Genomic DNA, 25,346 nt, shown 5'->3' with positions numbered 1-25,346 from the left:
TCTGCCCATGACCCACGACTGGACGCTCGTGGAAACACTCGGCACCGAACCCGTCGTCGTCGCACACGGAGCCCATACCAAGAACCTGGTTCCGATTGGCACGTTCTTGCGCCGCAACCCGCACCTGATGGCCATCCAGACGGCGATCGCCGAGACGGTGCGCGGGGCCAGCGGGTTGAGCAGCATCACCCCGAAGAACGACCGGGTGATCCGGACCGAGGTCGTCCAGATGTCGGACGGCCGCATCCACGGCGTTCAACTCTGGCTGGGCGCACCTGATGCGGCACCGCCGGAACGGCCGCTGGTGGGGTCGCTGCTGTGGGATCTCACCGCGGGTACCGCGACCGACACGACCGAATCGCTTCAGGTCGGCGGGTGGAACCCTGCCAAGCAGATGACGCATGGCCGCGCGTTCGCCGACGACCTGCCGCGGCGGGCGTTGAAGGCCAACGAGGCCGAGGTGATCAGCATGGTGATCAATCCCGAAGTGGGACTCACCATTTGCGACACCTGGGATGTCACCGATTACCGCGGGGAACCGATCACCGTGGGCTTCGTGGCGCGCTCGGTGCCCGAGGTCCAGGAGGACGGCAGCGAACGGTTGATCTGCCGGGCGATGAACTGGCGCAGCGTTCGCGAGGGCCCGGGAATTCAGCACGACGTGCTGGCGCAGCGCATCTTGGACGGGCTGGCGCAGCCGGGCGTGCATCGCGCGCTCGTCGACCCGAGGAATTGGACGCTGCTGAAGTGGCTCGACGACCCGGTGCCGTTCTTCGACTGGCGCGCGGGCATGGTTCGCGAGCACGCGGTTCACCCGCAGGACCGGCAGACGATGAAGGAGATGGCCGCCGCGTTCGACAACGGCAGGGCCAGCGGGGTGCTTCGCATGGTCGGCCACGAGGGTGGCTGGACACCCGTGCACATCACCGTCAACCGCGTGGAGCTCGGCCGCGGCGTCTCCGCCGGTCTGGCGTCGATGCGGATGCCGACGCAGGAGGAGCTCGCCGCGGCGGGTATCGACGGCAACGCCAGGGCTTAGCTGCGCACCTCAGGGCTTCTTGCCGTTGCCGTTCCCGCGGCCGTTTCCGTTGCCCTGGCCGGGTGTGTTCTTCTTGTCCGGCTTCTGTTGCGGGATCTGCGGGGCGGGCTGGGTGACCGGGACAACCGAGGTGGGGGTCGTCGGCGGCGGCGTCGTGGTGCTGGTGGGCGGCGGCGGCACGGTCGTGCTCGTGTTGACGGTCTGCGGCGGTGTGCTCGGCGTCGACGAATCCAACGCCAGGGCGAGCGCCGCGACGACGAGCCCGCAAAGGACCGCCGCGGCAAGCAGATACCGGCGTGTGCGCGTCATCGGCCGTCGCGGCGGAGGCACAAGACGAGTCGCGGGATCGGGCAGCGGTTGGGACAGTACTTTCGTCGCCGGCCTCGGTGCACCGGCGGTCAACGCCGCCACATCGCCGGCGAGCGCGGCCCGCATCTGCGCCGCACTGCCGAAGCGGGCGCGGGGGTCTCTGCTGATCGCCCGGTCGATCACCGCGGCTGTCACGGGGTCGACGTCGGCCAGGGTGCTCAGCGGCGGCGGGGGTGCGTCGACGATGGCGCGTGCGAGCGCGACGGGATTGTCCTGAGGGAACGCGCGATGTCCGAGAACCGCCTCGTACCCCATCAAGCCGACCGCATAAAGGTCGTCCGATACCGATGCGGGCGCACCGGTGACCCGCTCCGGGCTCATGTAGCACATGGTCCCGATGACCTGCCCCGTCATCGTCAGTGCTGCTCCCCCACTCTTGGCGATACCGAAGTCGGCAACCTTCATCGAGCGTCCGTCGGAGGTGAGGAGAACGTTCGCGGGTTTGATGTCGCGATGCAGCACGCCCGCTGTGTGCGCGACCGTCAGGGCTGCGAGCACGTCGTCGAGCATGGAACGAACCTGCGGCGGCGGCATCGGACCCTGGGCGATGACATCGGCAAGAGTGTGGCCGGGCAGACGCTCCATCACGATGAACGGTGTGCCGTCCTGATCGCCGAAATCGTGGATCGCGACGATGTTCGGGTGGGACAGCGGCGCCGCCGACCGCGCTTCGTCTTCGAAGCGACGGCGGGCGTCAGGGTCTGCGTTGAAGCTGGGGTGCAGGAGTTTGACGGCCACGGGGCGGTCCAAGCGTGCATCCCAGCCGTCGCGGACCTCTGCCATTCCGCCGCAGCCGAGCAGACCGCGAAGTTCATAGCGGCCGACCAGCATCTCCTGGCCCGTCATCCTGCCTGCTTAGCCCTCCTTGCGTGGGCGTAAACCCCCACGCGAGGAGAACTCTAGACCGGCCCGGCCCGCGCGATCGCACGGGCCGCACCTGTCCCGACCAGACGCACAGCCACCGGCGCCTCGATCGTGACAACGAGGTCGAGGCCGTCCACCGCGCAAGCCACCGCAGCCGTGCCCATCGTGAACGCCAGCGCCGAAGCCCGCGCGCATGCCTGCTCCGTCCCCGCGGGTACCGACGCCGCGCCGGCGAGTGCGGCGAGGTCGGCGGCGGCCTGGGCCTTGTGCCGAGCGATCACGGCGGCGCCGATGTGCGCCCCGCCGACGGTCACGGTCAGCAGTGCCGCACACATGACGGCAGCGATCAGACTCGCCGAGCCGTCTTCGTCAGCCAGCCGACTCGACAGCGGAGACACTCTGCGCGCTGATCGACAGCATCGGCAGCAGAACCGATTTCGCGGTGACCCGGGCGACGACGAACCCACCGTCGCGGCGCACGTCCACCACCGCTGACGACGGGGCGATGCCCTGAGCCGCCCGTGTGGCCGAAGTGCTGTCGCCTCGCGCAGCCAGCCGCGCGGCCTCACGAGAGGCGTCGATACACCGCACCTGCATCGACACCGCGGTGAGACCGGCGACGCAGACAGCGAGCACCGCGACCAAGGCCGCGATGCCGAAAGCTGCTTCGGCAGTGGCGATTCCCGCGTCTCCACCTAGACGTTGGTGCTCAGCGCCCGGTTGATGATGTTGGTCAGCGCGGTGACGATCGAGTCGCCTGTCACGACGGTGTAGAGAATGGCCCCGAATGCCGCCGCGGCGATGGTCCCGATGGCATATTCCACCGTGGACATGCCATCGTCGTCGACTGCGAGGACGATCAGCCGTGCACGCAGAACCTGAAGGCGTTGTCTCATAACAGTTTTCTCCTTTGCATTTCATCACAGCACTCCCGACTGCAGGACTTCACCGGCCAGCCCGGCCACGACCGGCACGATGCCGAGGCACAGAAACGCCGGGAGGTAACAGAGGCCGAGCGGACCGGCCATCAACACCGATGCCCGCTCAGCCCTGGCGCTTGCCATGTCGGCGGCGTCTGCGCGCAGTTGCACGGCGAGTTCCTCAACCCCGTGCGCGAGTGCGGTACCCGATGCCGCCGATCGCCGCGCCATCCGGAGAAACGCTTGCACGTGAGCATCCAGCGGGCCCGCCGGATTCGCCCACGCGTGCTCCGGCGCCGCGCCCAGGGCAAGAAGATCGGCGGCTCGGCCGAGGAGGGCGGCGAGATCGTCTGGAGCCGACTCGGCGACGGCGGCCGCCGCCGTCGACACCGCCATCCCGGAGCGCAGGCACGCGCCAAGGACGTCCAAGCTCGCGGCCACCGCCAGGTGGTCACTGCCCTCATCACAGGTCTGCTGCTCGTTGACGGCATCGTGACCACGCCGCATCCTCGTGGTCGACGCCGGTGGCAGCGCAAGCAGCGCTGTGGCGAGAAGGACTGCCGCCCAGCTCATGCGAGCACCTTCGACGTGATCCGGTCCGACCACAGCAGGCCGCAGCACACGAGCGCCGTACCGACGACCAGCAACCACCCGCCTGCCCCGCCGGACAGCAGGAAGCGCAGCGGCTGCGCGCCGATAGCGTGGCCGAGCAGTACCCCCAGCAGCGGCAGACCGGCCAGAATCGCCGCCGTGGCGCGGGCACCGGCCATGCCGGCGTCGACCCGTCCGCGAAACCGCTCACGTTCGGCGATGTCGCGCTGCGCTGCATGCATCAGAGTGGCGACGGCCAGGCCGTGCTTCTGCGCGAGGTGCCAGCACACCGCCAGCCGGTCCCAGTGGCCTGGCGACGGCGAACTCCGGCCTTCGGAGCGCAGACCGACGGCGACGTCGGCGCCCAGCAGTGCCCGGGCCCCGACGGTTTCCAGAGATCGTGCGACCCGCCCGCCGGTTTCCTGCGCGGCGATGCCGATGGCGGCGACGGGGTGCGCCCCGACCCGAAGCTCGCCGACCAGAACGTCGAGCACTTCCTGCAGGGAGGTCCCCTCTTCGGTGCGGCGGCGCCGCCGCTGCGTGAGGCGACGCCGCAGGAGCAGCGTCGCAAGCAGCAGAGCGAGTGCTGCTGCCGCGGTCGGCGTGGACAGGACCGCCGTCGTCACGCAGACCGCGATCGCGACCGCGGGCAGCGGAACAGGCACCCGCATCGGCTTGTCCGTCAGCAGCGCCCGCGCGCGCCGCCGCGGGTCAGTGGGTGCGATCAGCACGGCCAACGCCAACGCCAGCGCCGCGGTAGTCACGAGATGTTCCTGGCACGGACGAGTTCGTTCAGCGCGTCGGCGCCTGCACCGAATCCGCTGTCGCAGTGCCAGCACGTCACGACGTCCACCCGACCGTCGTCGCAGCGGTGCAGCACGCCGACCTCGCTGAGCCGGCGTCGCCCGGAACGATCCCGGGTCACATGCAGCACGACCTGGACCGCCGCGGCCAACTGACTGTGCAATGCCGCCCGGTCGAGACCGCCGAGTGCGGCCAAGGCTTCGAACCGGGCCGGCACCTCAGCGGGACTGTTCGCGTGCACGGTGCCGGCGCCACCGTCATGTCCGGTGTTCAGCGCTGTCAGCAGATCGACGACTTCGGCGCCGCGCACCTCGCCGATGACGATCCGGTCGGGCCGCATCCGCAGCGCCTGTTTGACGAGGTCGCGGACCGTCACCGCTCCGGCCCCTTCCACGTTGGCGTTGCGTGCGACGAGCCGGACCAGGTGTGGGTGGTCGGGGGCCAGTTCGGCGGCATCCTCGACGCATACGATGCGCTCCGCCGCCGGCACCGCGGCCAGGAGAGCGGCCAACAGCGTGGTCTTGCCGGCACCCGTTCCGCCGGACACCACGAAGGCCAGCCGTGCCGCGAGCACGTCCCGCAGCAGCGCGGCCGCGTCGTCGTCGATGGCGCCCGCGGCGATCAACGCGTCGAGATTCTGGTTCGCCGGCCGCAGCACGCGGAGCGACAGACACGTGCCGGCCGCCGCGATCGGAGGAAGAACCGCGTGCAGCCGCACGCTCAGCGGAGCTCCCGGCTGGTCGGTGTGCAGGCCGGTGAGATGGCCGTCGACCCACGGCTGCGCCTCATCGAGGCGGCGCCCGGCACTGAGGGCCAACCGCTGCGCAAGCCGTCGCACCGCGGCCTCGTCAGCGAACCGCACCGAGGTTCGTCGCAAACCGCGGCCGTCGTCGACCCAGACCGAGTCGGGGGCCGTCACCAGGACGTCAGTGGTCCCCGGTGCGGACAGCAACGACTCCAGAACGCCGGCGCCGAGAAGCTCGGTGTGCAGCTCGCGCATGCTGGTCAGCACCTCGGCGTCGCCGAGGACACCGCCGGACTCGGCCCTGATGGCGGCAGCAACGACACTCGGCCGCAGCGGCGCCGCCTGCGCTGCGAGTCGTTCGCGGACCCGTTCGATCAGCGGTGCACTCATGCCGCGGTCTCCGCGGCGGCGAGCAGGTGGGGATTCTGGCTAAGCACCGCGAGGACCTTTCGGGCGGCGCGGGCCAGGGGCGACCGCGGCCGGATCCGCAAACCGCCACGCTCCAACAGCGAATCGATTCCCGGCTGAGGGCGCATCGCGGCCAGCACCGGGAGGCCGACGATCCGCGCGACGTCGACGGGCCGCAGCCCGCCCGGCGCAGGACCACGGACGACGACACCGGTGTTCGGATTTCCGGCCGACACCCACTGCGCCGTCGCCGCCGCCGCGGCGCATGAACGCACATCCGCCGGGGTGACCAAGACCACAAGATCCGCCGAGGCGACCGCGATCTCGCTCGCGGCGGTGGGACGCCGGGCCACATCGCACACGACGGTCACGCCGCCACGACTGCCCGAATCGATCACGGCGCCCAGCGGCGCGACGTCGATGTCGTTGCTGGATCTGTCGCCAGACAACATGCGACTGCCGGACAGGACGGTGACGCCGTGCCGCTTCGGTAGCGCATCGCGAAGCGCTGGGAAGCTGACGCGGCCGCCCGCCAGCGAAAGATCGGGCCACCGCAGTCCTGACTCGGTCTCGCTGCCGAGGACCAGGTCGAGACCGCCACCCCACGGATCCCCGTCGATCAGAAGCGATTCCGCGGCCGTCTGCGCGAGCGCCGTCGCGAAGACCGATGCCCCGCCTCCACCGCGGCCTGCAAGAACGGCCACGACCGGACCGCGCGAAGCACCTTCGTAGCCGGCCTCTGTGGCATCGGCCAGCTCGGCCATCAGGTCGCTGTCGCCCGCCGGCAATGTCACGATTTGTTGCGCACCGACGGCGACCGCAGCTTCCCAATCATCGGGACCGGGCGTCTCTGCGCAGATCAGGAGGACGCGGGCACGTCGCGGCAGACCACGGGCGGCACACCGGCGCGCGGCCGCGGAATCGACGACGATCGCCGCGGCGCTGGTCCAGACCCGCCGACTCGACGGGTCGGTGGCGCGCACGATCCGAAGACCGGCGGCCGCCGCGACCCGGTCGATGTCGGCATCGAGGACCCGGTCGTCAACGAGGGCAAGGATGCCGTCCGTGGCGTTCATAGCGCCCAGCCTGCAGCCGGACGTGACGGCCCGAAAGGGTCACAGCAAGGATCTGTGGATCAACTCGGATCTGTGCAAAACCTGCGCGGCTGCCTGTGAAAACACCATTCCGCAACGAACTAACGGCAAATTAACTATCCGCGTGGCGAAAACACCCTACAAAAGGGACGACCCCCGCCAGGGGGGGAGGAGGCGGAGGTCGTCGTGTATCAGCCCCGGGGGGTCGGGCTGATGCACACCCGGCATAAGCCGAGTAATGCCCACTATACACACGCCTGACAGGGCCAGCGCAAGTATCGAAATGGGAACAAGTTGGTGTTGAGCCGTAATGACAGCAGTCGCAGACAGGTGTCGTGATCTGCCAATTTGTACGATCGGGCACGATCTGTCACGCAGCTCACCTCTATGCTGAGCGTGTGACCTCATCCGACCCGGCGGCTGGGGGTAGCCAGACGCCTCCTGCGTCCGCCTCATCGGACCGCCCCATCCGCACCGCGGCGTTCTTTGATCTCGACAAAACAGTTATCGCAAAATCCAGCACTTTGGCTTTTAGCAAACCGTTCTTCAGCCAGGGGCTAATCAACCGCCGAGCGGTGCTGAAGTCGACCTATGCTCAATTCCTCTTCCTGATGTCCGGCGCCGACCACGAGCAGATGGACCGGATGCGGTCCTATCTGACCAACATGTGCGCGGGCTGGGATGTCGAGCAGGTGAAGGCGATCGTCGGCGAGACATTGCACGACATCGTGGACCCTCTCGTCTTCGCTGAGGCCGCCGAGCTCATCGCCGACCACAAGCTGTGTGGCCGCGACGTCGTCGTGGTGTCGGCGTCCGGCGAGGAAATCGTGGCGCCCATCGCCCGCGCGTTGGGCGCCACGCATGCGATGGCCACGCGGATGGTTGTCGAAGACGGCAAGTACACCGGCGACATCGCCTTCTATTGCTTCGGCGAGGGCAAGGTCGAGGCGATCCGCGCTCTTGCCGACCGGGAGGGTTACGCCCTCGAGCATTGCTATGCCTACTCGGACTCGATCACCGACATTCCCATGCTCGAGGCGGTCGGCCATCCGACGGTCGTCAACCCGGACCGGACGCTGCGCAAGGAAGCCGCGGCCCGCGAATGGCCGATTCGCACTTTCACCAAGCCGGTGTCGTTGCGCGACCGCCTGCCCGCCGCACCCTCCGGCGCCGCGGTGGCGACGACGGCGGCGGTGGGGATCAGCGCGCTCGCTGCCGGCGCGCTGACCTACTCGCTGCTGCGCCGATTCGCGTTCTGACACAAGCTACTTGCGGGTAGCTGGAGGCCGGTTGTAACGATCAGAAATCGCGGGCCAATTACCCTTGATGTGACTGGGGTCACGTAGTACAAAGGAAGCACGGAAGCCGGGCGAGGCCAAGATCGAGCCGGAAGAGAAGGCTCGATCTCCCGACCTCGGCTCCCCAGCACGGGTCCCGGAACCCACGCGGAGCACATGCCGCGGAATAGGCAAAAGTGTTGCGGGCCTGCGTAGTTGCGAAGATCGGACGACCTCGACGGCCCTTTGGGTGGGGCTGCGGTTGTAGCGGATCGCGAAGGCGCCGAGGCCACCCACGTAACCCATCACGCACGCTTGGTAACCGGAAACCCGTGCTAGCGGGCGGTGAGCCGATGAGGTCGCAAGACCACAACGGAGCACCGCCCGCTTCATGTTGCTAGACGTTGTGAGCAGAAGCGGTCACGACTGCGGCGCCTGGGCAATCGACAACGCTTCGCGAGCGCCTGCGTGCAGTGCCTCATTGCTCAGCAGCAGCCAGGCCGTCAGCCCGTCCGGAGTGCCGGACGCAAAGCCGCGCGCTGCGGCCCGGTAATCATTGGACCGCTTCATCCAGTGCACCTCGGGCACGCCCAGCCCGTGGGGGTCGAGTCCGCTGGCGATCGTGATCAGCCGCGACACCGCGCGCGCCACCACCCCGTCGGCACTGCCGAACGGTTCGAGCGTCAGCAGCTCGCCGTGGGCCACGGCCGCGAGCACCGTCGCCGGCACCCGGGTTCCTCCCGTCACGATGTCGGACAACAGTTCCAACCGGCGGCCAGCCCCGTCCCGGGGCCGTCCGAGCGCGTCGTCGTCGACGAGATCCGCCGCAGCGAGCGAGTGCAGCCGGGCCATCGCCTGAAGGGGCGCCCGCCGCCACACCCCGATGAGCGCGCCTTCCCCGCCCTCGAGCGCCTCGGCGACGCGCAGGGCGCCCGCGAGAATCGGGTCCCGCTCATCGACGTCGGGCGCGAATTGCAGCGGTCCCCCGTCCAGTACGGACGACGCCCGCGCCGCCCGCAGCGAGGCTTCGGCCGCCGTCTTCGGCCAGCCGCGCAGATTGGTGCGGTGCCGGTGCGCTCTGCCGAGTGCTTCGCGAGCTTCCTCGCCCGCCTCGGCGACGCCGGGTAGCTCTGTCAGCGGGGCCAACGGGTCGGTCACGCCCCAGAAGATACCGTTGGACCGACGAGCGCCGACGTTCGTCGCGCCGCAGGTGCCGCCTGCAGCCCCGGATGTGAGTTGCCAACCTCAATGCAACGTTGGGTGACTACCCTCACAATCATGACCGAGACGCACGTGGACGCACCCTCGTCCTATCCTCCGGCCCCCGAGTTCGCCGAGAACGCCAATGCGACAGAGGCGCTCTACGACGAGGCGGAGGCCGACCGGCTGGAGTTCTGGGCCACGCAGGCCAACAGACTGAGCTGGGAGACGCCGTTCACCGACGTGCTGGACTGGTCGGACGCCCCGGTCGCGAAGTGGTTCGTCGGCGGCAAGCTCAACGTCGCCTACAACTGCGTCGACCGCCACGTCGAGGCAGGCAACGGCGACCGGGTGGCGATCCACTGGGAGGGTGAGCCGGTCGATCATTCCCGCAGCATCACCTATGCAGAGCTCAAAGATGAGGTGTCCCAAGCAGCCAACGCGTTGACCGAACTCGGACTCAAGTCGGGTGACCGGGTGGCGATCTACATGCCGATGGTGCCGGAGGCGATCATCGCGATGCTGGCCTGCGCGCGTCTGGGCGCGATGCACAGCGTCGTGTTCGCCGGCTTCTCTGCATCGGCGCTCAAGGCCCGCATCGACGATGCGCAGGCAAAGCTGGTCATCACCACCGACGGTCAGTACCGCCGCGGAAAGGCCGTCTCACTCAAGGAAGGCGTCGACGAAGCCATCGAAGGGCTCGGCGACAAGAGTCCTGTCGAGCACGTACTTGTGGTGCGCCGCACCGGGATTGACACACCGTGGACCGAAGGCCGCGATCTGTGGTGGGACGAGGTCGTCCCGAAGGCCTCCACGGACCACACCCCGGAGGCGTTTGACTCCGAGCACCCGCTCTTCCTGCTGTACACCTCGGGCACCACCGGCAAGCCCAAGGGCATCATGCACACCTCGGGCGGCTATCTGACCCAGGCGTCCTACACCCACTTCAACGTCTTCGACGTCAAGCCCGAATCCGATGTGTATTGGTGCACAGCCGATATCGGCTGGGTCACCGGGCACAGCTACATCGTCTACGGGCCGCTGTCGAACGGCGTCACCCAGGTGGTCTACGAAGGCACCCCGGCCTCGCCGGACGAGCACCGTCACTACCAGGTGATCGAAAAGTACGGCGTCACAATCTATTACACCGCCCCCACGCTGGTCCGCACCTTCATGAAGTGGGGCCGCCAGATCCCCGCCGAGCACGACCTGTCGAGCCTGCGGCTCCTGGGTTCGGTCGGTGAGCCGATCAATCCCGAGGCGTGGCGGTGGTACCGGATGGCGTTCGGCGCCGACAAGACCCCGATCGTGGATACGTGGTGGCAGACCGAGACCGGTGCGATCATGATCTCTCCGCTGCCGGGTGTGACGGACTGCAAGCCCGGTTCGGCGATGCGCGCACTGCCGGGCATCTCGGCCAAGATCGTCGACGACGACGGCAACGAGCTCAAGCCGGGCACCGACCACGGCGAGCAGGTCAGCGGGTACCTCGTCCTGGACAAGCCGTGGCCGTCGATGCTGCGCGGCATCTGGGGCGACGAGGAACGCTACAAAGAGACCTACTGGTCACGTTTCGCCGAGCAGGGCTGGTACTTCGCCGGTGACGGCGCCCGGTACGGCAAGGACGGCGAGATCTGGGTGCTCGGCCGCATTGACGACGTCATGAACATCTCGGGACACCGCATCTCCACCGCCGAGGTGGAGTCCGCGCTCGTCGGGCACTCCGGTGTCGCCGAAGCCGCGGTCGTCGGCGCGACCGACGAGCAGACCGGTCAGGCGATCTGTGCGTTCGTGATCCTGAAGTCGAGTGCCCACGGCGGTGAAGAGACCATGATCGACGAGCTGCGCGCCGAAGTGGCCAAGGAGATCTCCCCGATCGCCAAGCCGCGCGAGATCCACGTCGTGCCCGAGCTGCCGAAGACCCGAAGCGGCAAGATCATGCGGCGCCTGCTGCGTGACGTGGCCGAGGGCCGCGAACTCGGAGACACCTCGACGCTGGTCGACCCGAGCGTGTTCGAGGCGATCCGGGCGAGCAAGTAGTCAGGAACCGACGGGTCGGAAGCCGCTTCCTGGCCGGTTCTTGGCGACGATGTCGGCCAGCTGGGTGTTGATCGACATCGTCACCGCGGGCGTGTGCAGCGGGATGAACTTGACCACGCAGGTCGGAAGGTCCTCGGAGAACGCGCCGTGAATCATGCCGACGAGCCGGTTGTTCACGGTGACGGGGGCGCCGGAGTCGCCGGGCTGTCCGCACACCTGGTTGACGATCGTGCCGGGTTCCTGACCCGGCCCCCACGTCACGCCGCAGGAGTAGCCGGTGGTCCGGCCCAGCTTGCAGGCCACCTCGCCGAAGGTCGGGTCGGGCCCGAGGCCGTCGATGCGGAAACCGTTGACCTCGTTGACGGGCGTGACCTTGGCCGGATCGAACTTGATCACGGCGTAGTCGAGGATGTCGTTGCCGGCCACCATCTCGCCCACGATGCCGGCATTCTGGGCGCCCTCGGCGCCCACGACCGCGCCGGGTCCACCGCAGTGCGCCGACGTGAACCCGATCAGGTTGCCCTGGTTGTCGGTGCCGATCGCGGTCAGCGTGCACAGCGTCTCGCCGTTGACGACGAGGCCGGAGCCTCCGCCGAGCGGGACGGGGGCTTGCGCGTGAGCGGTTACGGTGCCAAGCGTGGCGGCGACGCACGAAGCGGCGGCCAGGGCCACGAACACGGCACGAACCGTCAGCCAGAGGCTGTTGGCTCTCAAGAAGTGACTCCCTCTCTCCGAAAACAGACGTGTGCCCGACCCGCCCAGCAACGAACGTGGGCAGTCTATCGTCGGCCGGAATCGTTTAGGTCGACGCTACGTGGCAACATGAACGCGTCCGAGTACGACAGGCGGGAAGGAAGCTTGTAGTGAGCGACCGCAGGAACGGCGTCCCCAACACAGTGACGTCGATACCGCTGGTGGATCCCCACGCACCGAAGCCCGATCCGTCGATCGGCGATCTGGTCAAGGATGCGACCGCGCAGGTGTCGACTCTGGTGCGCGCCGAGGTCGAGCTGGCCAAGGCGGAGATCACCCGCGACGTCAAGAAAGGCCTGACCGGCAGCGTCTTCTTCATCGCGGCGCTGGTGGTCCTGTTCTACTCGACGTTCTTCTTGTTCTTCTTCATTGCCGAACTGCTCGATACCTGGCTGTGGCGGTGGGCAGCGTTCCTGATCGTATTCGGGATCATGGTCGTCGTGACGGCGGTGTTGGCGCTGTTCGGATATCTGAAGGTGCGCAAGATCCGAGGTCCGCAGAAGACCATCGAGACCGTCAAGGAACTCCCCGGCGCTTTCACTCCCGGTCCCGATACGAAAGCTGTTGCCGCCACAAACGGCGACCCGGCTGCGCAAAAAGACCCGTCAGGCTGGTAGTGGGCCGGCCCGATCCGTCGGTTGTGCGCATCGGCGGGCCGTGGCGCCATGTGGATGTGCACGCCAACGGGATTCGTTTCCACGTCGTCGAAGCCGAGCGGCCCGCCTCAGCTGATGATCAGTCCAAGCCGCTCACGGACCGTCCGCTCGTCATCCTGCTGCACGGCTTCGGGTCGTTCTGGTGGTCGTGGCGCCATCAACTCACGGGTCTGACCGGCGCCCGGGTGGTCGCTGTCGATTTGCGCGGTTACGGCGGCAGCGACAAGCCTCCCCGGGGTTATGACGGCTGGACGTTGGCCGGCGACACGGCCGGGTTGGTGCGGGCGCTGGGACACAACACGGCCACACTCGTCGGCCACGCCGACGGCGGTCTGGTCTGCTGGGCCACAGCGGTGCTGCACCCGCGGGTGGTGCGGGCGATCGCCGTCGTCAGTTCGCCGCACCCGTCCGCGCTGCGCGCGTCGGCACTGAGGCGCCGCGACCAGGGCAGGGCGCTGTTGCCGTGGATGCTGGGCTATCAGATGCCGATGTGGCCTGAGCACAAGCTGACCCGGCACAACGGAGCCGAGCTCGAACGGCTGGTGCGCAGCAGGGCGGGCGCCGCGTGGCAGACGGGCGAGGACTTCGCGGAGACCATCGGGCATCTGCGTCGCGCGATCCAGATTCCGTCGGCGGCGCACTGCGCACTCGAGTATCAGCGCTGGGCGGTGCGGAGCCAGTTGCGTGGTGAAGGCAGGCGCTTCATGCGGGCGATGAGAGCACCGGTGACGGTTCCGCTCGTGCATCTGCGGGGCGATGCCGACCCGTACGTGCTGGCCGACCCGGTGAACCGGACGCAGCGGTACGCACCGCACGGGCGCTACGTGTCGATCGCCGGGGCCGGGCATTTCGCCCACGAAGAGGCCCCCGAGGCAGTCAACGGGCAGTTGTCGCGGTTTCTGGGCCAGGTGTACGGGTGATCAGCTGGCGCTGATGCAGGTTCCGGTGGGAACCCGCTCGACGTTGCCGACCTTGGCCATCTGCGCGGCCACCTCTTTGGCGGTGAGCACGAATCCGGTGTCGACGTCGTCGACGGCCGCGCCGAACACCACGCCGAGCACCTTGCCCTGCCGGTTGATCATCGGACCGCCTGAATTACCTTGCCGCACAGTACCTCTGATGGTGTACACCTCGCGGGTGACGGTTGTGCTGCGGTAGATGTCGGGCCCGTTGAGCTCGATGACTTCGCGCACCCGCGCCGGGGTCGCGGTGAAATCCCCGCCGCCGGGATAGCCCATGACGATGCCGTCGGTTCCGGGCGGGGCCTGGCCTTCGGCGAACTGCAGGGGCGCCGACGGCAGGTTCGGGACGTCGAGGATGGAGATGTCGGCGTCGGGGTCGTAGGAGATGACGCCCGCGTCGTAGGTCTGTCCGTCGATCTCGATGGTGACGCTGTCGGATCCTGCGACCACGTGGGCGTTCGACATGACCCGGTTGGGGGCGACGACGAACCCGGTGCCTTCCAGCACCTTCTGGCAGCTCTGGGCGACGCCGCGCACCTTCACGACGCTGGGCTGGGTGGTGCCGACGACCGCCGACGTCGCCAGCGACGCGTCGGGGGGTTCGATGTCGGCGACGGGGGTGGGCCCGAACGGTTTGAGAACGTCGTGCAGACCGGCGGTCTCCCACAGCGACGACAACCGGTTGGGTACGGCGCGCAGCCAATTGGGCGCCACCGAATCGACTTCGGCGATCACCCGCGACCCCTGGACGGCGGCGGCGAGATTGGGCTGCGGCGACGACACGAGTGCGGTTCCGAGCAGCCACGACGCGGTCAGGACGAGCACGAGTTGCAAGGCCACGCCGACGACGGAATCGGCGATGCGCAGCCCCGGGTTGCGGATGGCACCGCGCACGGCCCTGCCGAGGACCACACCCGCAATCTCGCCGATGACGACCAGCACCAGGATCAGGAAGAGGGTGACGAACAGCTTCGTGCGGGGACCGCTGAGGTGGCTGACCACATGCGGGGCGAGCAGAATTCCGGCGGCCGCCCCGAGAACCACCCCCACCAGGGCAAGCAGGGACCCGGGCGCACCGGAGCGCCAACCGGATATGGCGGCGAGGAGCGCGATGGCGAGGATGGCGATATCAAGCCACTGTGACGAGTTCATCGTTGCGCATCACCGTAGCTGCCCTCGGCGTCGAGTAGCGCCATTGCATCGCTGAGTTCGTACAGTTTGTCGTTTTGCCAGGGCACCGCCCAGCCCGCCACGTCCAGCATGGCCGAGATGACCTGGCCGGTGAATCCCCAAACGAGCATCTCGTTGAGCAGGAACGCCGGACCGGCCATGCGGCGGGTGTTCTCGCTGCGATACACCATGATCCGGTTCTCGGGGTTGATGAATGCGCGCACCGGGACCCGTGCGACGTGCGCCGTCTCGTGTTCGTCGATGACGGCGACGGGGCCAGGGTCTGATGAGTAGGCCAGCACGGGGACGACGTGGAATCCCGACGGCGGGATGAACATCTTCTCCAGCGTTGCCAGCGGTTGCAGCCGGCTCGCGTCGATGCCCGTCTCCTCGGTGGCTTCCCGCAGCGCGGTGTGGACGGGGCTCGCGTCGCCGGGGTCCGCGGCACCGCCGGGGAACGCGGCCTGTCCGGCGTGATGCCGCAGCGTCGATGCCCGCACCGTGACCAGCAGGTCGGCATCGTCGGGAAGGGTTCCGCGCACGCCGTCACTCGGGCCCGAGAACAGCACGAGCACCGCAGCATCTCGGCGGGTTCCTGCCAAGGCAGCGGTGGTGTTCGCCGCGGTGACCGCCGCCAGGACAGCGGCGGGGACCCGGCGACGGTAGGCGGCTTTGACGGCACCCGGCTCGACCAGCGGCGCGAGCCAGGGCGGCGCCGAGGACGGAGCCAGCCCACCTTCTCCGCTGTCCCAGCTCACGACACTCCGATCTTCGGGTCGACTGCCGCGGCGATGTCGTCGACCGTCGCGAAGGACCGGGGCAGGATCTCGGCCACGCTACCGTCGGCGCGCAGGACCACCGTCGCAGGCATGACGTTGGGGACCTGCAGTGCAGCGGCGATGGTGCGTCGTCCGTCTTGCAGGGTGGGTAGGTGTACGCCCAACTCGGCCATCCGCAGCAGCGCCGCGGTCTCGTTCTCGTCCTGGTGCACGGTCAGCACGGTCACGTCGGGTCCGACGCGTCGCTGGTACTCGGCCATGGCGGGCAGTTCGTCGGCGCACGGGCCACACCAGTAGGCCCACAGGTTCAGTACGACGGGACGCCCGGCCAGGGCCTTGGCGACGTCGACGCTCGTGCCGTCGCCCGCGCATTCGAGGACGATGCCCCGCAACGCTTCCGGCCCGGGACCATCCCCTGGCGCGGGGCAGGGCTGGAGTTCGGCGTCGGCGCGCGGGCCTGCGAGAGCCTGCGGGGTGTCGGCGTCGCGCCGGTCACGGGCGGAGACGGCGCTGCGCTCTGCGGACGGGGTCGACGGCTCTTTTCCGAGCTCCGACCACAGCGCGACGCCGAGGGCGACCAGAATCACCAACGCCACGATGCTCCAGCGGGCCGACGCGCTCACCGCTCCTACAGTCCGGCCAGCGCCAGCAGATGCTCGGTCTCGGGCCCTTTGACCAGCGGAGCGGCAATCAGCGGGTCGGTGGGCCCTTCGCCGTAAGACGGGCAGTCCTTGGCGAGCACGCAGACCCCGCACGCCGGCTTGCGGGCGTGGCATACGCGTCTGCCGTGAAAAATGACCCGATGACTCAACAGCGTCCACTCGCTGCGCTCGATGAGATCGCCGACGATGTGCTCGACCTTCACCGGGTCTTCCTCTGCGGTCCAGCGCCAGCGGCGGACCAGCCTGCCGAAGTGGGTGTCGACGGTGATGCCCGGGATGTCGAACGCGTTGCCCAGCACGACGTTGGCGGTCTTGCGCCCGATACCGGGCAGCGTCACGAGTTCGTCGAGTGTGTTGGGCACCTCGCCGTCGAACCGCTCCTCGAGGGCCTGGCCGAGGCCGATCAGCGAATTCGTCTTGTTCCGGTAGAAGCCGGTGGGCCGAATCAGCTCTTCGAGTTCGGTGCGATCGGCGGTGGCGTAGTCGCGGGCGGTGCGGTACTTGGCGAACAACGCCGGCGTCGTCATGTTGACCCGCACGTCGGTGCACTGCGCGGACAGGATGGTGGCCACTGCGAGCTCGAGCGGGGTGGTGAAGTCCAGTTCGCAGTACACATGCGGGAATGCTTGTGCCAGAGCGCGATTCATACGACGTGCCCGCCGCACCAGACCCAGGTGGGTCTCTCGGTCCCATTTGGCGGCACTCTTGGCGGCCTTGGCCCGGGCGGGCTTGCGCGCCCCGGCCGACGACTCACTCACGGTCACCACGCCAGCGTACTGACCAGGTCCGACACGCCCGGCGGTGCATAGGTCATTAACGTGGACTTTTCGTGATCCCGCTGAGACCTTCGCCGTGTTTACTTCCTCCTTGTGTCGTGGTTGCTCGTCGCGCTGATCCCCGGGTTGCTCATCTTGGCGACCCTCGGATTGGAGCGCGTCGAATCCGGTCTGCGGCGGGAGGCGCTCTCACCTGCCGACGTCGATGAAATGGTCGAGCAAGCCAGAGGTCAAGCGGTCGACGCGCATGCTCGTCACGTTCCGCAACGCGCACTTCCCGTGAGTCGACGACCGGTCACCGAGACCGCGCCTCTGGCCCGCCGCTTCGTCGAGCCGATCTCGTCGCCGGGTTTGCCGACCCACGAGTACCTCGCACACCTGGCGAATACTGAGTTTCGGCAGACCCGACATGCCAATCGTGTGTAGCGTGGGCTGGTCACGCTAGGGGGCTCATCGTCGGCAACGTCGCCGAGGACGTACCTCTAAACTGATCTCGAGGCCTTCCGGGGCCGTTTTGTCTGATCACCGAACGCTTATAAAGGGGCAACGTGGACGAGATCCTGGCCAGGGCCGGAATCTTCCAGGGGGTCGAACCCAGCGCAGTCTCCGCGCTGACGAAGCAATTGCAGCCCGTCGACTTTCCCCGTGGACACACCGTGTTCGCCGAGGGTGAGCCCGGCGATCGCCTGTACATCATCATCTCGGGCAAGGTGAAGATCGGGCGGCGTTCGCCGGACGGTCGCGAGAACCTTCTCACGATCATGGGCCCATCGGACATGTTCGGTGAGCTGTCGATCTTCGACCCCGGTCCCCGGACCTCGAGCGCGACCACGATCACCGAAGTGCGTGCCGTCTCGATGGACCGCGACGCGCTGCGCGCGTGGATCGCCGACCGCCCCGAGATCGCCGAGCAGCTGCTGCGCGTGCTGGCCCGTCGTCTGCGCCGCACCAACAACAACCTCGCCGACCTGATCTTCACCGACGTTCCCGGCCGTGTCGCCAAGCAGCTGCTGCAGCTCGCGCAGCGCTTCGGCACCCAGGAGGGCGGCGCGCTGCGCGTGACGCACGATCTGACGCAGGAAGAGATCGCACAGCTCGTCGGCGCCTCCCGCGAGACGGTCAACAAGGCGCTCGCCGACTTCGCCCACCGCGGTTGGATCCGCTTGGAGGGCAAGAGCGTGCTGATCAGCGACTCCGAGCGGCTGGCCCGCCGAGCGCGGTAGCGCGAGCATTCAGCGGCGAGCGCGGTAACGCGCGAGCATTGGGCACCGAGCGCGGTAGCTAGCGCCTCAGGTAGTTCAGCTGGGCCTGCACCGACGATTCGGCTGCGTCCCACAGCTTTTCGTCGACGTCTGTGTAGACGTGCTCGACGACCTGGCGGGCGCTGGCGTCGGCGCCGATTTCCCGGAGGGCACCACGTACCTGGTCGAGCCGTTCCTCACGGTGCGCCAGGTAGGTGTCGCTGGTGGCGACGAGGTCGTCGAGCTCCGGTCCGTGCCCGGGCAGCACCCGGCGGTGACCCAGGCCCCGCAGCCGGCGCAACGAGTCCAGATAGTCCCCGAGGTCGCCGTCCTCTTTGTCGATGACGGTGGTGCCGCGACCAAGAATGGTGTCGGCGGTCAGCACCGCATCGTCGACGAGGAACGACACCGAATCGGCGGTGTGACCGGGGGTGGCCATGACGGTGATCTTCAACCCCGCCGCGTCGATGACCTCGCCATCGGTCAGCGGTCCACCCAGCCCGCGCAGGAAGCCGCTCCCCACCGACCGGACCACGGCGCCGGCGAGTTCGACGATGCGGTCGATGCCGCCGGTGTGATCGTGGTGCCGGTGGCTGATCAGGACCAGCGGGATCTTGCCGAGCGCCGCGAGCCGCTCGATGTGTTCGTCCTTGTCGTCGGGTCCGGGGTCGACGATCACCATCTCGTCGCTGCCCTTACCGCGCAGCACCCAGGTGTTGGTGCCTTCGAGCGACATGATCCCCGGGTTCTCGCACAGCAGTACCGACGCGGTGTCGGTCACCGGCCTCAGTAGTCCGTACGCGGGGTGTTCCACTCAGGAAACCTCGGCGATGACTTCCACTTCCACCGGAGCATTGCGTGGCAGCTCGGAGACTCCGACCGCCGACCGGGCGTGCGCGCCGTTCTCGCCGAAGACCTCGCCGAACAGCTCGGAGGCGCCGTTGATGACGCCGGGTTGTCCGTCGAAGCCGGGTGCCGAGGCGACGAAGCCGACGACCTTGACGATCTTGACGACCGCGTCGATCCCGACGAGTGCGTCGATGGCTGCCAACGCGTTCAGCGCACACTGGCGGGCCAGGTCCTTGGCGTCTTCCGCGGACACCTCGGCGCCGACCTTGCCGGTCGCCTGCAGTTCGCCGCCGCTGATCGGCAACTGGCCTGCTGTGTAGACAAGGTTTCCGGTGCGCACGGCCGGGACGTAGGCCGCCAGCGGCGCCACGACCTGAGGCAGCTCGATGCCCAGCTCGGTCAAACGGGCCGACCAGCTGGTCATTTGGCTCGCTTCAGGTACGCCACGTGCTGCTCACCGGTCGGTCCCGGCAGGACCGAGACGAGCTCCCAGCCGTCCTCACCCCACTGGTCGAGAATCTGCTTGGTCGCGTGCGTCAGCAGCGGAACGGTGGCGTATTCCCATTTGTTCGCTCCACTCACGACGCCCACCTCTTCTGCTCACTCATACGGCTGAGCTTATCCGGAGGCCGACCCGCTATGGCTAGCATGCTTGCGTGGCTACCACCTCATCTGGGTCTGACGGCTCACCGGACGGTCCCAAGCCGGTCGGCTGGCCGTCGCGCCTGACCAAGGCCCGCCTCCATTTCGTCACCGGCAAGGGCGGCACCGGCAAGTCGACCATCGCCGCGGCGCTGGCGCTGGCGCTGGCCGCGGGCGGCCGCAAAGTTCTTCTGGTGGAAGTCGAAGGGCGCCAAGGGATTGCGCAACTCTTCGACGTCCCGCCGCTGCCCTATGAAGAGGTGAAGATCGCGACGGCCGAGCGCGGCGGCGTGGTCAACGCGCTCGCGATCGACACCGAAGCCGCGTTCCTCGAATACCTGGACATGTTCTACAACCTCGGGCTGGCGGGGCGCGCGATGCGCCGCATCGGCGCCGTCGAGTTCGCGACGACGATCGCGCCGGGCCTTCGGGACGTGCTGCTCACGGGCAAGATCAAGGAGATCGTGACCCGCAATGAACGGGAGCAGCCGCGCGGCAAGGGTGGCGTCTATGACGCGGTCGTCGTCGACGCACCGCCCACGGGTCGTATTGCGCGCTTCCTCGATGTGACGTCAGCGGTGTCCGAGCTGGCGAAGGGCGGCCCCGTGCATTCGCAGGCCGATGGCGTCGTGAAGCTTCTGCATTCCGATCTCACCGCGATCCACCTCGTGACGCTGCTGGAGGCGCTGCCGATCCAGGAGACCCTGGAGGCGATCGACGAACTGCGCGAGATGCAGTTGCCTATCGGCAGTGTGATCGTCAACCGCAACATCCCGTCCTTCCTGGCGCCCGACGATCTTGCGAAGGCAGCCGAGGGCGTCATCGACGCGGACGCCGTGCGGGCGGGTTTGGAGTCCGCGGGAATTACCTTGCCGGACAACGATTTCGCCGGTCTGCTCACCGAGACGATTCAGCATGCCACGCGTATCGCGGCACGCACCGAGAGCGCGCGACAGCTGGTCGAGCTCGATGTGTCACGGCTCGATCTGCCTGCGATCGCCGACGGCGTCGATCTCGGGAGTCTGTACGAACTGGCCGAAGCGCTCGCCCAGCAGGGCGTGCGGTGAGGGGAGGGGCACGATGAGCGCTTGCGCGAAGAGGAGATGGCCCAGATGAGCACTACCCCAGCGGTCCTCGACATGGCCGCCATCCTGCGCGACACCTCGAATCGTGTCGTCGTGTGTTGCGGCGCAGGCGGAGTCGGCAAGACGACGACCGCCGCAGCGATGGCGCTGCGTGCGGCCGAGTACGGACGCACCGTTGTCGTGCTGACCATCGACCCGGCGAAGCGACTCGCTCAGGCGCTGGGGATCCGGGATCTCGGGAACACGCCGCAGCGAGTTCCGTTGGCGCCCGAGGTGACCGGCGAGCTGCACGCGATGATGCTCGACATGCGCCGCACGTTCGACGAGATGGTCATGCAGTACTCGGGTAGCGGTACCGCAGAAGCCATTCTGGACAACCAGTTCTACCAAACCGTGGCCACGTCCCTTGCTGGGACTCAGGAGTACATGGCCATGGAGAAGCTGGGACAGCTTCTGGCAGAAGACAAATGGGATCTGGTGGTTGTCGACACTCCCCCGTCTCGCAATGCGCTGGACTTCCTCGATGCGCCGAAACGGTTGGGAAGCTTCATGGACAGCCGACTGTGGCGCATGCTGCTGGCACCGGGCCGGGGCCTGGGCCGTTTGGTGACCGGGGCGATGGGGCTGGCAATGAAGGCCATGTCGACGATCCTGGGTTCTCAGATGCTTTCCGACGCTGCATCTTTCGTGCAATCACTGGACGCGACATTCGGCGGCTTCCGCGAGAAGGCGGACCGCACCTACGAGCTGCTCAAGCGGCGCGGTACCCAGTTCGTCGTGGTGTCCGCCGCCGAGCCCGATGCACTGCGCGAGGCGTCATTCTTCGTCGACCGGTTGTCGACCGAGCACATGCCGCTGGCGGGACTGATCCTGAACCGCACCCATCCGACATTGTGTGAGCTGCATGCCGACAAGGCGACAGAGGCCGCGGACGATTTGGCGAAGAAAGATCCGGACTCGGTGGCCGTGGCTGCGTTGCGCATCCACGCCGCCCGGGCGTCCACGGCGAAGCGCGAAGTGCGGCTGCTCTCGCGGTTCACCGGCGCGAATCCGGCCGTGGCGATCGTGGGTGTGCCGTCACTGCCGTTCGACGTGTCCGATCTGGAAGCGCTGCGGGCGATCGCGGATCAGATCTGCGCCGAAGGCACCGCCGCCGCCTAGTGCCCACACGGAGAAGCCGCGCCCCAGGCGGGCGCGGCGTCCGTGAATCAGGCGTTCGAGTGTCTGACAGGTGAGCCAATCCGCGAATCAGGCAATCGCGGCTTAGCTGTCAAACTTCTTAGCCAGCAGTGCGGTGTTTGCGCTGGGCGGCAAAAAAGTCAGCCCAGGAAACAACTTCGGGGTGCTGCTTGAGCAGAGCGCGGCGCTGGCGTTCGGTCATGCCTCCCCACACACCGAACTCGACGCGGTTATCCAAGGCGTCGGCACCGCATTCGGCGATGACCGGGCAGTGGCGACAGATGACCGCGGCTTTGCGCTGAGCGGCGCCCCGAACGAACAACTCGTCCGGATCGGTTTGGCGACACCGGGCTTGCGAAACCCAAGCAATACGGGCTTCAGCCTCCTTACCCTGCACAATGGACTGGGCAGTTGGATTCAACGTGGCATTTCGAGCCGCGGGCTTGATTGTTGACACCAGCGATCCCCTTATCGTTCTGGCCGCGCCCCGACAACGCAGACGACTGTTTACCCTCGCGTCGATAGCTAGTGCGATCTACGCCACATTGCGAGTACTGGGTGTGACCTGCATCGCACTGTGCGCTCAATTTAGGTGGTCACAGGGCTTCTACGCAATACATTCGTGACCACTTTTTTGGGACGACCGTGCCGTCAGCGGCGTACAGTGCCTGCTTTCGGCGTTTGACATGCCCTGACATGTGCTTATCGGGGCCGCTCGAGAGCGGAGTGGCCACAACTCGTCGCTACTCTGTACGCATGCCGGACCACCCCCCGACACGCCCGCCGCGCGCGGTCACGCTCATCAAGCTCGCCTGGTGTGTCGTACTCGCCAGCGTGGTGGTCGCCGGTCTGCTGTTCCCTGTGGTCGGCGGGTTCGGCCTGGTGTCCAACCGCGCCTCGGATGTGGTTGCCAACGGCTCCGCCCAACTGGTCGAGGGCGAAGTCCCTCAGGTGTCCACGATGACGGACTCCAAAGGCAACATCATCGCGTGGCTCTATACCCAACGCCGCTTCGAAGTTCCGAGCGAACAGATCGCCAACACGATGAAACTGGCGATCGTTTCCATCGAGGACAAAAGGTTTGCCGACCACAACGGTGTGGACTGGCAGGGAACGCTGACGGGTTTGTCGGGCTACCTGTCGGGCAACCTCGACACCCGCGGCGGCTCGACCATCGAGCAGCAGTACGTCAAGAACTATCAGCTGCTGGTGATTGCGCAGACCGACGCCGAGAAGCGTGCCGCGATCGAGACCACCCCGGCCCGCAAGCTGCGCGAGATCCGGATGGCGCTGACGCTGGACAAGACGTTCACGAAGCCGGAGATCCTGACGCGCTACTTGAACCTGGTGTCCTTCGGCAATAACGCCTTCGGTGTGCAGGACGCCGCGCAGACCTATTTCGGGATCAACGCCTCTGAGCTGAACTGGCAGCAGGCCGCGCTGCTCGCGGGCATGGTGCAGTCCACCAGCACGCTGAATCCGTACACCAATCCCGACGGCGCCCTGGCCCGGCGCAACGTCGTGCTCGACACGATGATCGACAATCTGCCCGAGCACGCCGAGGAACTGCGCGCCGCGCGGCAGCAGCCTCTGGGAATCTTGCCGCAGCCCAAGGAGCTACCGCGGGGATGCATCGCGGCCGGTGACCGCGCGTTCTTCTGCGATTACGCCCTCGACTACCTGGCCAGGGCCGGCATCAGCAAGGACCAGGTGGCCAAGGGCGGCTACTTGATCAGGACGACGCTGGACCCCGATGTGCAGGCGTCGGTCAAGAACGCGATCACCCAGTACGCCAGCCCGGATCTGCCCGGTGTCGCCAGCGTCATGAGCGTGATCAGGCCGGGTAAGGAGTCCCACCCGGTCCTGGCGATGGCGAGCAACCGGACCTACGGCCTGAACCTCGACGCCGGGGAGACGATGCAGCCCCAGCCGTTCTCGCTCGTCGGTAACGGCGCCGGCTCGGTGTTCAAGGTCTTCACGACGGCTGCCGCAATGGAGATGGGCATGGGCATCAACGCCCAACTGGACGTGCCCAGCCAGTTCCAGGCCAAAGGTCTGGGCAGCAGCGATCGGCCGGGCTGCCCGAAAGAGACCTGGTGTGTCTCCAACGCCGGCGGCTACCGAGGGACGATGAACGTCACCGATGCGCTCGCCACATCTCCGAATACCGCGTTCGCCAAGCTGATCGCACAAGTCGGGGTACAACGCGCCGTCGACATGGCGGTTCGCCTGGGCCTGCGGTCCTATGCACTGCCCGGTACTGCGCGTGATTACGACCCGGAGAGCAACGAGAGCCTCGCCGACTTCGTCAAGCGTCAGAACATCGGGTCGTTCACACTGGGCCCGATCGAGGTGAACGCACTCGAACTGTCGAACGTCGCCGCGACACTGGGCTCGGGCGGGGTGTGGTGCCCGCCCAATCCGATCGCCGAGGTCCGGGATCGCTACGGCGAGCAGGTCTCGGTGACGACGGAGACCTGTGAGCAGGTGGTTCCCGAAGGCTTGGCCAACACGCTGGCCAACGCGATGAGCAAGGACGACACAGGTGCGGGCACCGCGGCGGGCGCCGCGGGCTCTGTCGGGTGGAGCCTGCCGATGTCGGGCAAGACCGGCACAACGGAAGCGAACCGTTCGTCTGCGTTCCTGGGCTTCACCAACCAGTACGCGGCAGCGAGCTACATCTACGACGATTCGACGGCACCGACGGAGTTGTGCTCGTTCCCGCTGCGGCAGTGCGGGTCGGGCAACTTGTTCGGCGGTAACGAGCCGGCGAGGACGTGGTTCGCCGCGATGAATCCGATCGCCACCGCGTTCGGTGATGTCGCGCTGCCGCCCACCGATCCCCGGTACGTCGAGGGCGCCCCGGGTTCGAAGGTGCCCAGCGTGGCGGGCATGAACATCGACACCGCGCGTCAGCGGTTACGTGAGGCGGGTTTCCAGGTCGCCGATCAGCCCACTCCGGTGAACAGCACCTCCCCGTACGGCGCGGTGGTCGGAACGGCACCGAGCGGTCAGACGGTGCCCGGTTCGATCATCACGATCCAGATCTCCAACGGTGTCGCCCCGGCGCCGCCACCACCGCCGCCGGGTGCTCCGCCTCCGGGCGTGCCCCCGCCGGTGGGCCAGACGGTGATTCAGATCCCTGGTCTGCCGCCGATCACGGTGCCGGTCCTCGGGCCGCCGCCGCCTCCCGCACCGCCCCCACCGCCGCCGCCCTAGACCCCCGACAGACTGTGTCTCA

The 25,346-nt window shown here is 67.6% G+C and carries 28 protein-coding genes; 10 read left to right on the top strand and 18 right to left on the bottom strand.

Annotated features, from left to right (window positions below; all coding sequences use genetic code 11):
• Positions 1-7 precede the first annotated feature (7 nt).
• Positions 8-1,039, top strand: a complete 1,032-nt coding sequence (locus P9A17_RS11620; RefSeq protein ID WP_278038793.1) for a PAS domain-containing protein — start codon at positions 8-10, stop codon at positions 1,037-1,039.
• A gap of 9 nt (positions 1,040-1,048) precedes the next feature.
• Here the strand turns inward: P9A17_RS11620 and P9A17_RS11615 are convergent, their stop codons facing one another.
• The 8 genes from P9A17_RS11615 to ssd are packed head-to-tail and all read right to left on the bottom strand — an operon-like array spanning position 1,049 to position 6,816.
• A complete protein-coding gene (locus P9A17_RS11615; RefSeq protein ID WP_278038792.1) occupies positions 1,049-2,254 on the bottom strand; it encodes a serine/threonine-protein kinase in 1,206 nt (401 codons plus the stop codon).
• Between the two features lie 53 nt (positions 2,255-2,307).
• The gene (locus P9A17_RS11610) at positions 2,308-2,670 is read right to left on the bottom strand and encodes an Rv3654c family TadE-like protein (protein ID WP_278038791.1); all 363 of its coding nucleotides are present in this window, start codon (positions 2,668-2,670) and stop codon (positions 2,308-2,310) included.
• A complete protein-coding gene (locus P9A17_RS11605; protein ID WP_278039819.1) occupies positions 2,642-2,953 on the bottom strand; it encodes a TadE family type IV pilus minor pilin in 312 nt (103 codons plus the stop codon). Before P9A17_RS11605 ends, P9A17_RS11610 begins: the two co-directional genes overlap by 29 nt.
• Before the next feature lie 14 nt (positions 2,954-2,967).
• Positions 2,968-3,168: a DUF4244 domain-containing protein gene (locus P9A17_RS11600; RefSeq protein ID WP_278038790.1), complete on the bottom strand. Its 201-nt coding sequence runs from the start codon at positions 3,166-3,168 to the stop codon at positions 2,968-2,970.
• A gap of 24 nt (positions 3,169-3,192) precedes the next feature.
• A complete protein-coding gene (locus P9A17_RS11595; RefSeq protein ID WP_278038789.1) occupies positions 3,193-3,765 on the bottom strand; it encodes a type II secretion system F family protein in 573 nt (190 codons plus the stop codon).
• Positions 3,762-4,547, bottom strand: a complete 786-nt coding sequence (locus P9A17_RS11590) for a type II secretion system F family protein (protein WP_278038788.1) — start codon at positions 4,545-4,547, stop codon at positions 3,762-3,764. The genes P9A17_RS11595 and P9A17_RS11590 overlap by 4 nt, the downstream gene beginning before the upstream one ends.
• Complete coding sequence (locus tag P9A17_RS11585) at positions 4,544-5,722, bottom strand: TadA family conjugal transfer-associated ATPase (RefSeq protein ID WP_278038787.1); 1,179 nt, start codon at positions 5,720-5,722, stop codon at positions 4,544-4,546. The genes P9A17_RS11590 and P9A17_RS11585 overlap by 4 nt, the downstream gene beginning before the upstream one ends.
• Positions 5,719-6,816 (bottom strand): septum site-determining protein Ssd, encoded by a 1,098-nt coding sequence (gene ssd / locus P9A17_RS11580; RefSeq protein ID WP_278038786.1) that lies wholly within the window; start codon positions 6,814-6,816, stop codon positions 5,719-5,721. The genes P9A17_RS11585 and ssd overlap by 4 nt, the downstream gene beginning before the upstream one ends.
• A 485-nt stretch (positions 6,817-7,301) precedes the next feature.
• Here ssd and P9A17_RS11575 point away from each other — a divergent pair, with 485 nt between their 5' ends.
• Positions 7,302-8,093, top strand: a complete 792-nt coding sequence (locus P9A17_RS11575; protein WP_278039818.1) for an HAD-IB family hydrolase — start codon at positions 7,302-7,304, stop codon at positions 8,091-8,093.
• A gap of 438 nt (positions 8,094-8,531) precedes the next feature.
• Here the strand turns inward: P9A17_RS11575 and P9A17_RS11570 are convergent, their stop codons facing one another.
• Complete coding sequence (locus tag P9A17_RS11570; RefSeq protein ID WP_278038785.1) at positions 8,532-9,269, bottom strand: oxidoreductase; 738 nt, start codon at positions 9,267-9,269, stop codon at positions 8,532-8,534.
• Between the two features lie 120 nt (positions 9,270-9,389).
• On the opposite strand from P9A17_RS11570, the gene acs reads away from it, so the two are divergent.
• Positions 9,390-11,351 (top strand): acetate--CoA ligase, encoded by a 1,962-nt coding sequence (gene acs / locus P9A17_RS11565; RefSeq protein WP_278038784.1) that lies wholly within the window; start codon positions 9,390-9,392, stop codon positions 11,349-11,351.
• On the opposite strand, the gene P9A17_RS11560 is transcribed toward acs, so the two are convergent.
• Complete coding sequence (locus P9A17_RS11560; RefSeq protein ID WP_278039817.1) at positions 11,352-12,017, bottom strand: S1 family peptidase; 666 nt, start codon at positions 12,015-12,017, stop codon at positions 11,352-11,354. It lies immediately after the preceding gene.
• A gap of 197 nt (positions 12,018-12,214) precedes the next feature.
• On the opposite strand from P9A17_RS11560, the gene P9A17_RS11555 reads away from it, so the two are divergent.
• Positions 12,215-12,721, top strand: a complete 507-nt coding sequence (locus tag P9A17_RS11555; protein ID WP_278038783.1) for a phage holin family protein — start codon at positions 12,215-12,217, stop codon at positions 12,719-12,721.
• Entirely contained in the window at positions 12,721-13,680 is a 960-nt protein-coding gene (locus P9A17_RS11550) for an alpha/beta hydrolase (RefSeq protein WP_278038782.1), read from the top strand. The genes P9A17_RS11555 and P9A17_RS11550 overlap by 1 nt, the downstream gene beginning before the upstream one ends.
• Here the strand turns inward: P9A17_RS11550 and marP are convergent, their stop codons facing one another.
• From marP to nth, 4 genes are read right to left on the bottom strand one after another with little or no spacing between them, the layout of a single operon-like run.
• Entirely contained in the window at positions 13,681-14,874 is a 1,194-nt protein-coding gene (marP, locus tag P9A17_RS11545; RefSeq protein WP_278038781.1) for an acid resistance serine protease MarP, read from the bottom strand.
• Entirely contained in the window at positions 14,871-15,650 is a 780-nt protein-coding gene (locus P9A17_RS11540) for a CoA pyrophosphatase (RefSeq protein WP_278038780.1), read from the bottom strand. The genes marP and P9A17_RS11540 overlap by 4 nt, the downstream gene beginning before the upstream one ends.
• Positions 15,647-16,294, bottom strand: a complete 648-nt coding sequence (locus P9A17_RS11535; RefSeq protein WP_278038779.1) for a TlpA disulfide reductase family protein — start codon at positions 16,292-16,294, stop codon at positions 15,647-15,649. Before P9A17_RS11535 ends, P9A17_RS11540 begins: the two co-directional genes overlap by 4 nt.
• 5 nt (positions 16,295-16,299) lie before the next feature.
• Positions 16,300-16,980, bottom strand: a complete 681-nt coding sequence (nth, locus tag P9A17_RS11530) for an endonuclease III (RefSeq protein ID WP_278039816.1) — start codon at positions 16,978-16,980, stop codon at positions 16,300-16,302.
• Between the two features lie 222 nt (positions 16,981-17,202).
• Between nth and P9A17_RS11525 the strand changes: the two genes are divergently transcribed.
• Positions 17,203-17,535: a hypothetical protein gene (locus P9A17_RS11525; protein ID WP_278038778.1), complete on the top strand. Its 333-nt coding sequence runs from the start codon at positions 17,203-17,205 to the stop codon at positions 17,533-17,535.
• A gap of 122 nt (positions 17,536-17,657) precedes the next feature.
• The gene (gene crp, locus P9A17_RS11520; RefSeq protein ID WP_005138643.1) at positions 17,658-18,332 is read left to right on the top strand and encodes a cAMP-activated global transcriptional regulator CRP; all 675 of its coding nucleotides are present in this window, start codon (positions 17,658-17,660) and stop codon (positions 18,330-18,332) included.
• Between the two features lie 58 nt (positions 18,333-18,390).
• On the opposite strand, the gene P9A17_RS11515 is transcribed toward crp, so the two are convergent.
• From P9A17_RS11515 to P9A17_RS11505, 3 genes are read right to left on the bottom strand one after another with little or no spacing between them, the layout of a single operon-like run.
• The gene (locus P9A17_RS11515; protein WP_278038777.1) at positions 18,391-19,164 is read right to left on the bottom strand and encodes an MBL fold metallo-hydrolase; all 774 of its coding nucleotides are present in this window, start codon (positions 19,162-19,164) and stop codon (positions 18,391-18,393) included.
• Positions 19,165-19,623, bottom strand: a complete 459-nt coding sequence (locus P9A17_RS11510; protein ID WP_278038776.1) for a RidA family protein — start codon at positions 19,621-19,623, stop codon at positions 19,165-19,167.
• Entirely contained in the window at positions 19,620-19,781 is a 162-nt protein-coding gene (locus tag P9A17_RS11505; protein ID WP_278038775.1) for a DUF4177 domain-containing protein, read from the bottom strand. The genes P9A17_RS11510 and P9A17_RS11505 overlap by 4 nt, the downstream gene beginning before the upstream one ends.
• A 74-nt stretch (positions 19,782-19,855) precedes the next feature.
• Here P9A17_RS11505 and P9A17_RS11500 point away from each other — a divergent pair, with 74 nt between their 5' ends.
• Positions 19,856-20,908, top strand: coding sequence for an ArsA family ATPase (locus P9A17_RS11500; RefSeq protein WP_278038774.1), 1,053 nt, complete (start codon positions 19,856-19,858; stop codon positions 20,906-20,908).
• 45 nt (positions 20,909-20,953) lie between these two features.
• Positions 20,954-22,087 carry an ArsA family ATPase gene (locus P9A17_RS11495; protein ID WP_278038773.1) on the top strand — a complete coding sequence of 378 codons (1,134 nt, stop codon included), beginning with the start codon at positions 20,954-20,956 and terminating at the stop codon, positions 22,085-22,087.
• A gap of 118 nt (positions 22,088-22,205) precedes the next feature.
• Here the strand turns inward: P9A17_RS11495 and P9A17_RS11490 are convergent, their stop codons facing one another.
• Entirely contained in the window at positions 22,206-22,562 is a 357-nt protein-coding gene (locus P9A17_RS11490; protein WP_278038772.1) for a WhiB family transcriptional regulator, read from the bottom strand.
• Positions 22,563-22,861: 299 nt separating this feature from the next.
• On the opposite strand from P9A17_RS11490, the gene ponA2 reads away from it, so the two are divergent.
• A complete protein-coding gene (gene ponA2 / locus P9A17_RS11485; RefSeq protein WP_278038771.1) occupies positions 22,862-25,324 on the top strand; it encodes a transglycosylase/D,D-transpeptidase PonA2 in 2,463 nt (820 codons plus the stop codon).
• The last annotated feature ends 22 nt before the right edge of the window (positions 25,325-25,346 follow it).

It is taken from the genome of Mycobacterium sp. 236(2023), assembly GCF_029623955.1.
Taxonomy (GTDB): domain Bacteria; phylum Actinomycetota; class Actinomycetes; order Mycobacteriales; family Mycobacteriaceae; genus Mycobacterium.
Note: the sequence above shows the minus strand (reverse complement) of the source record. Positions and strands in the feature narration are given on the sequence as shown.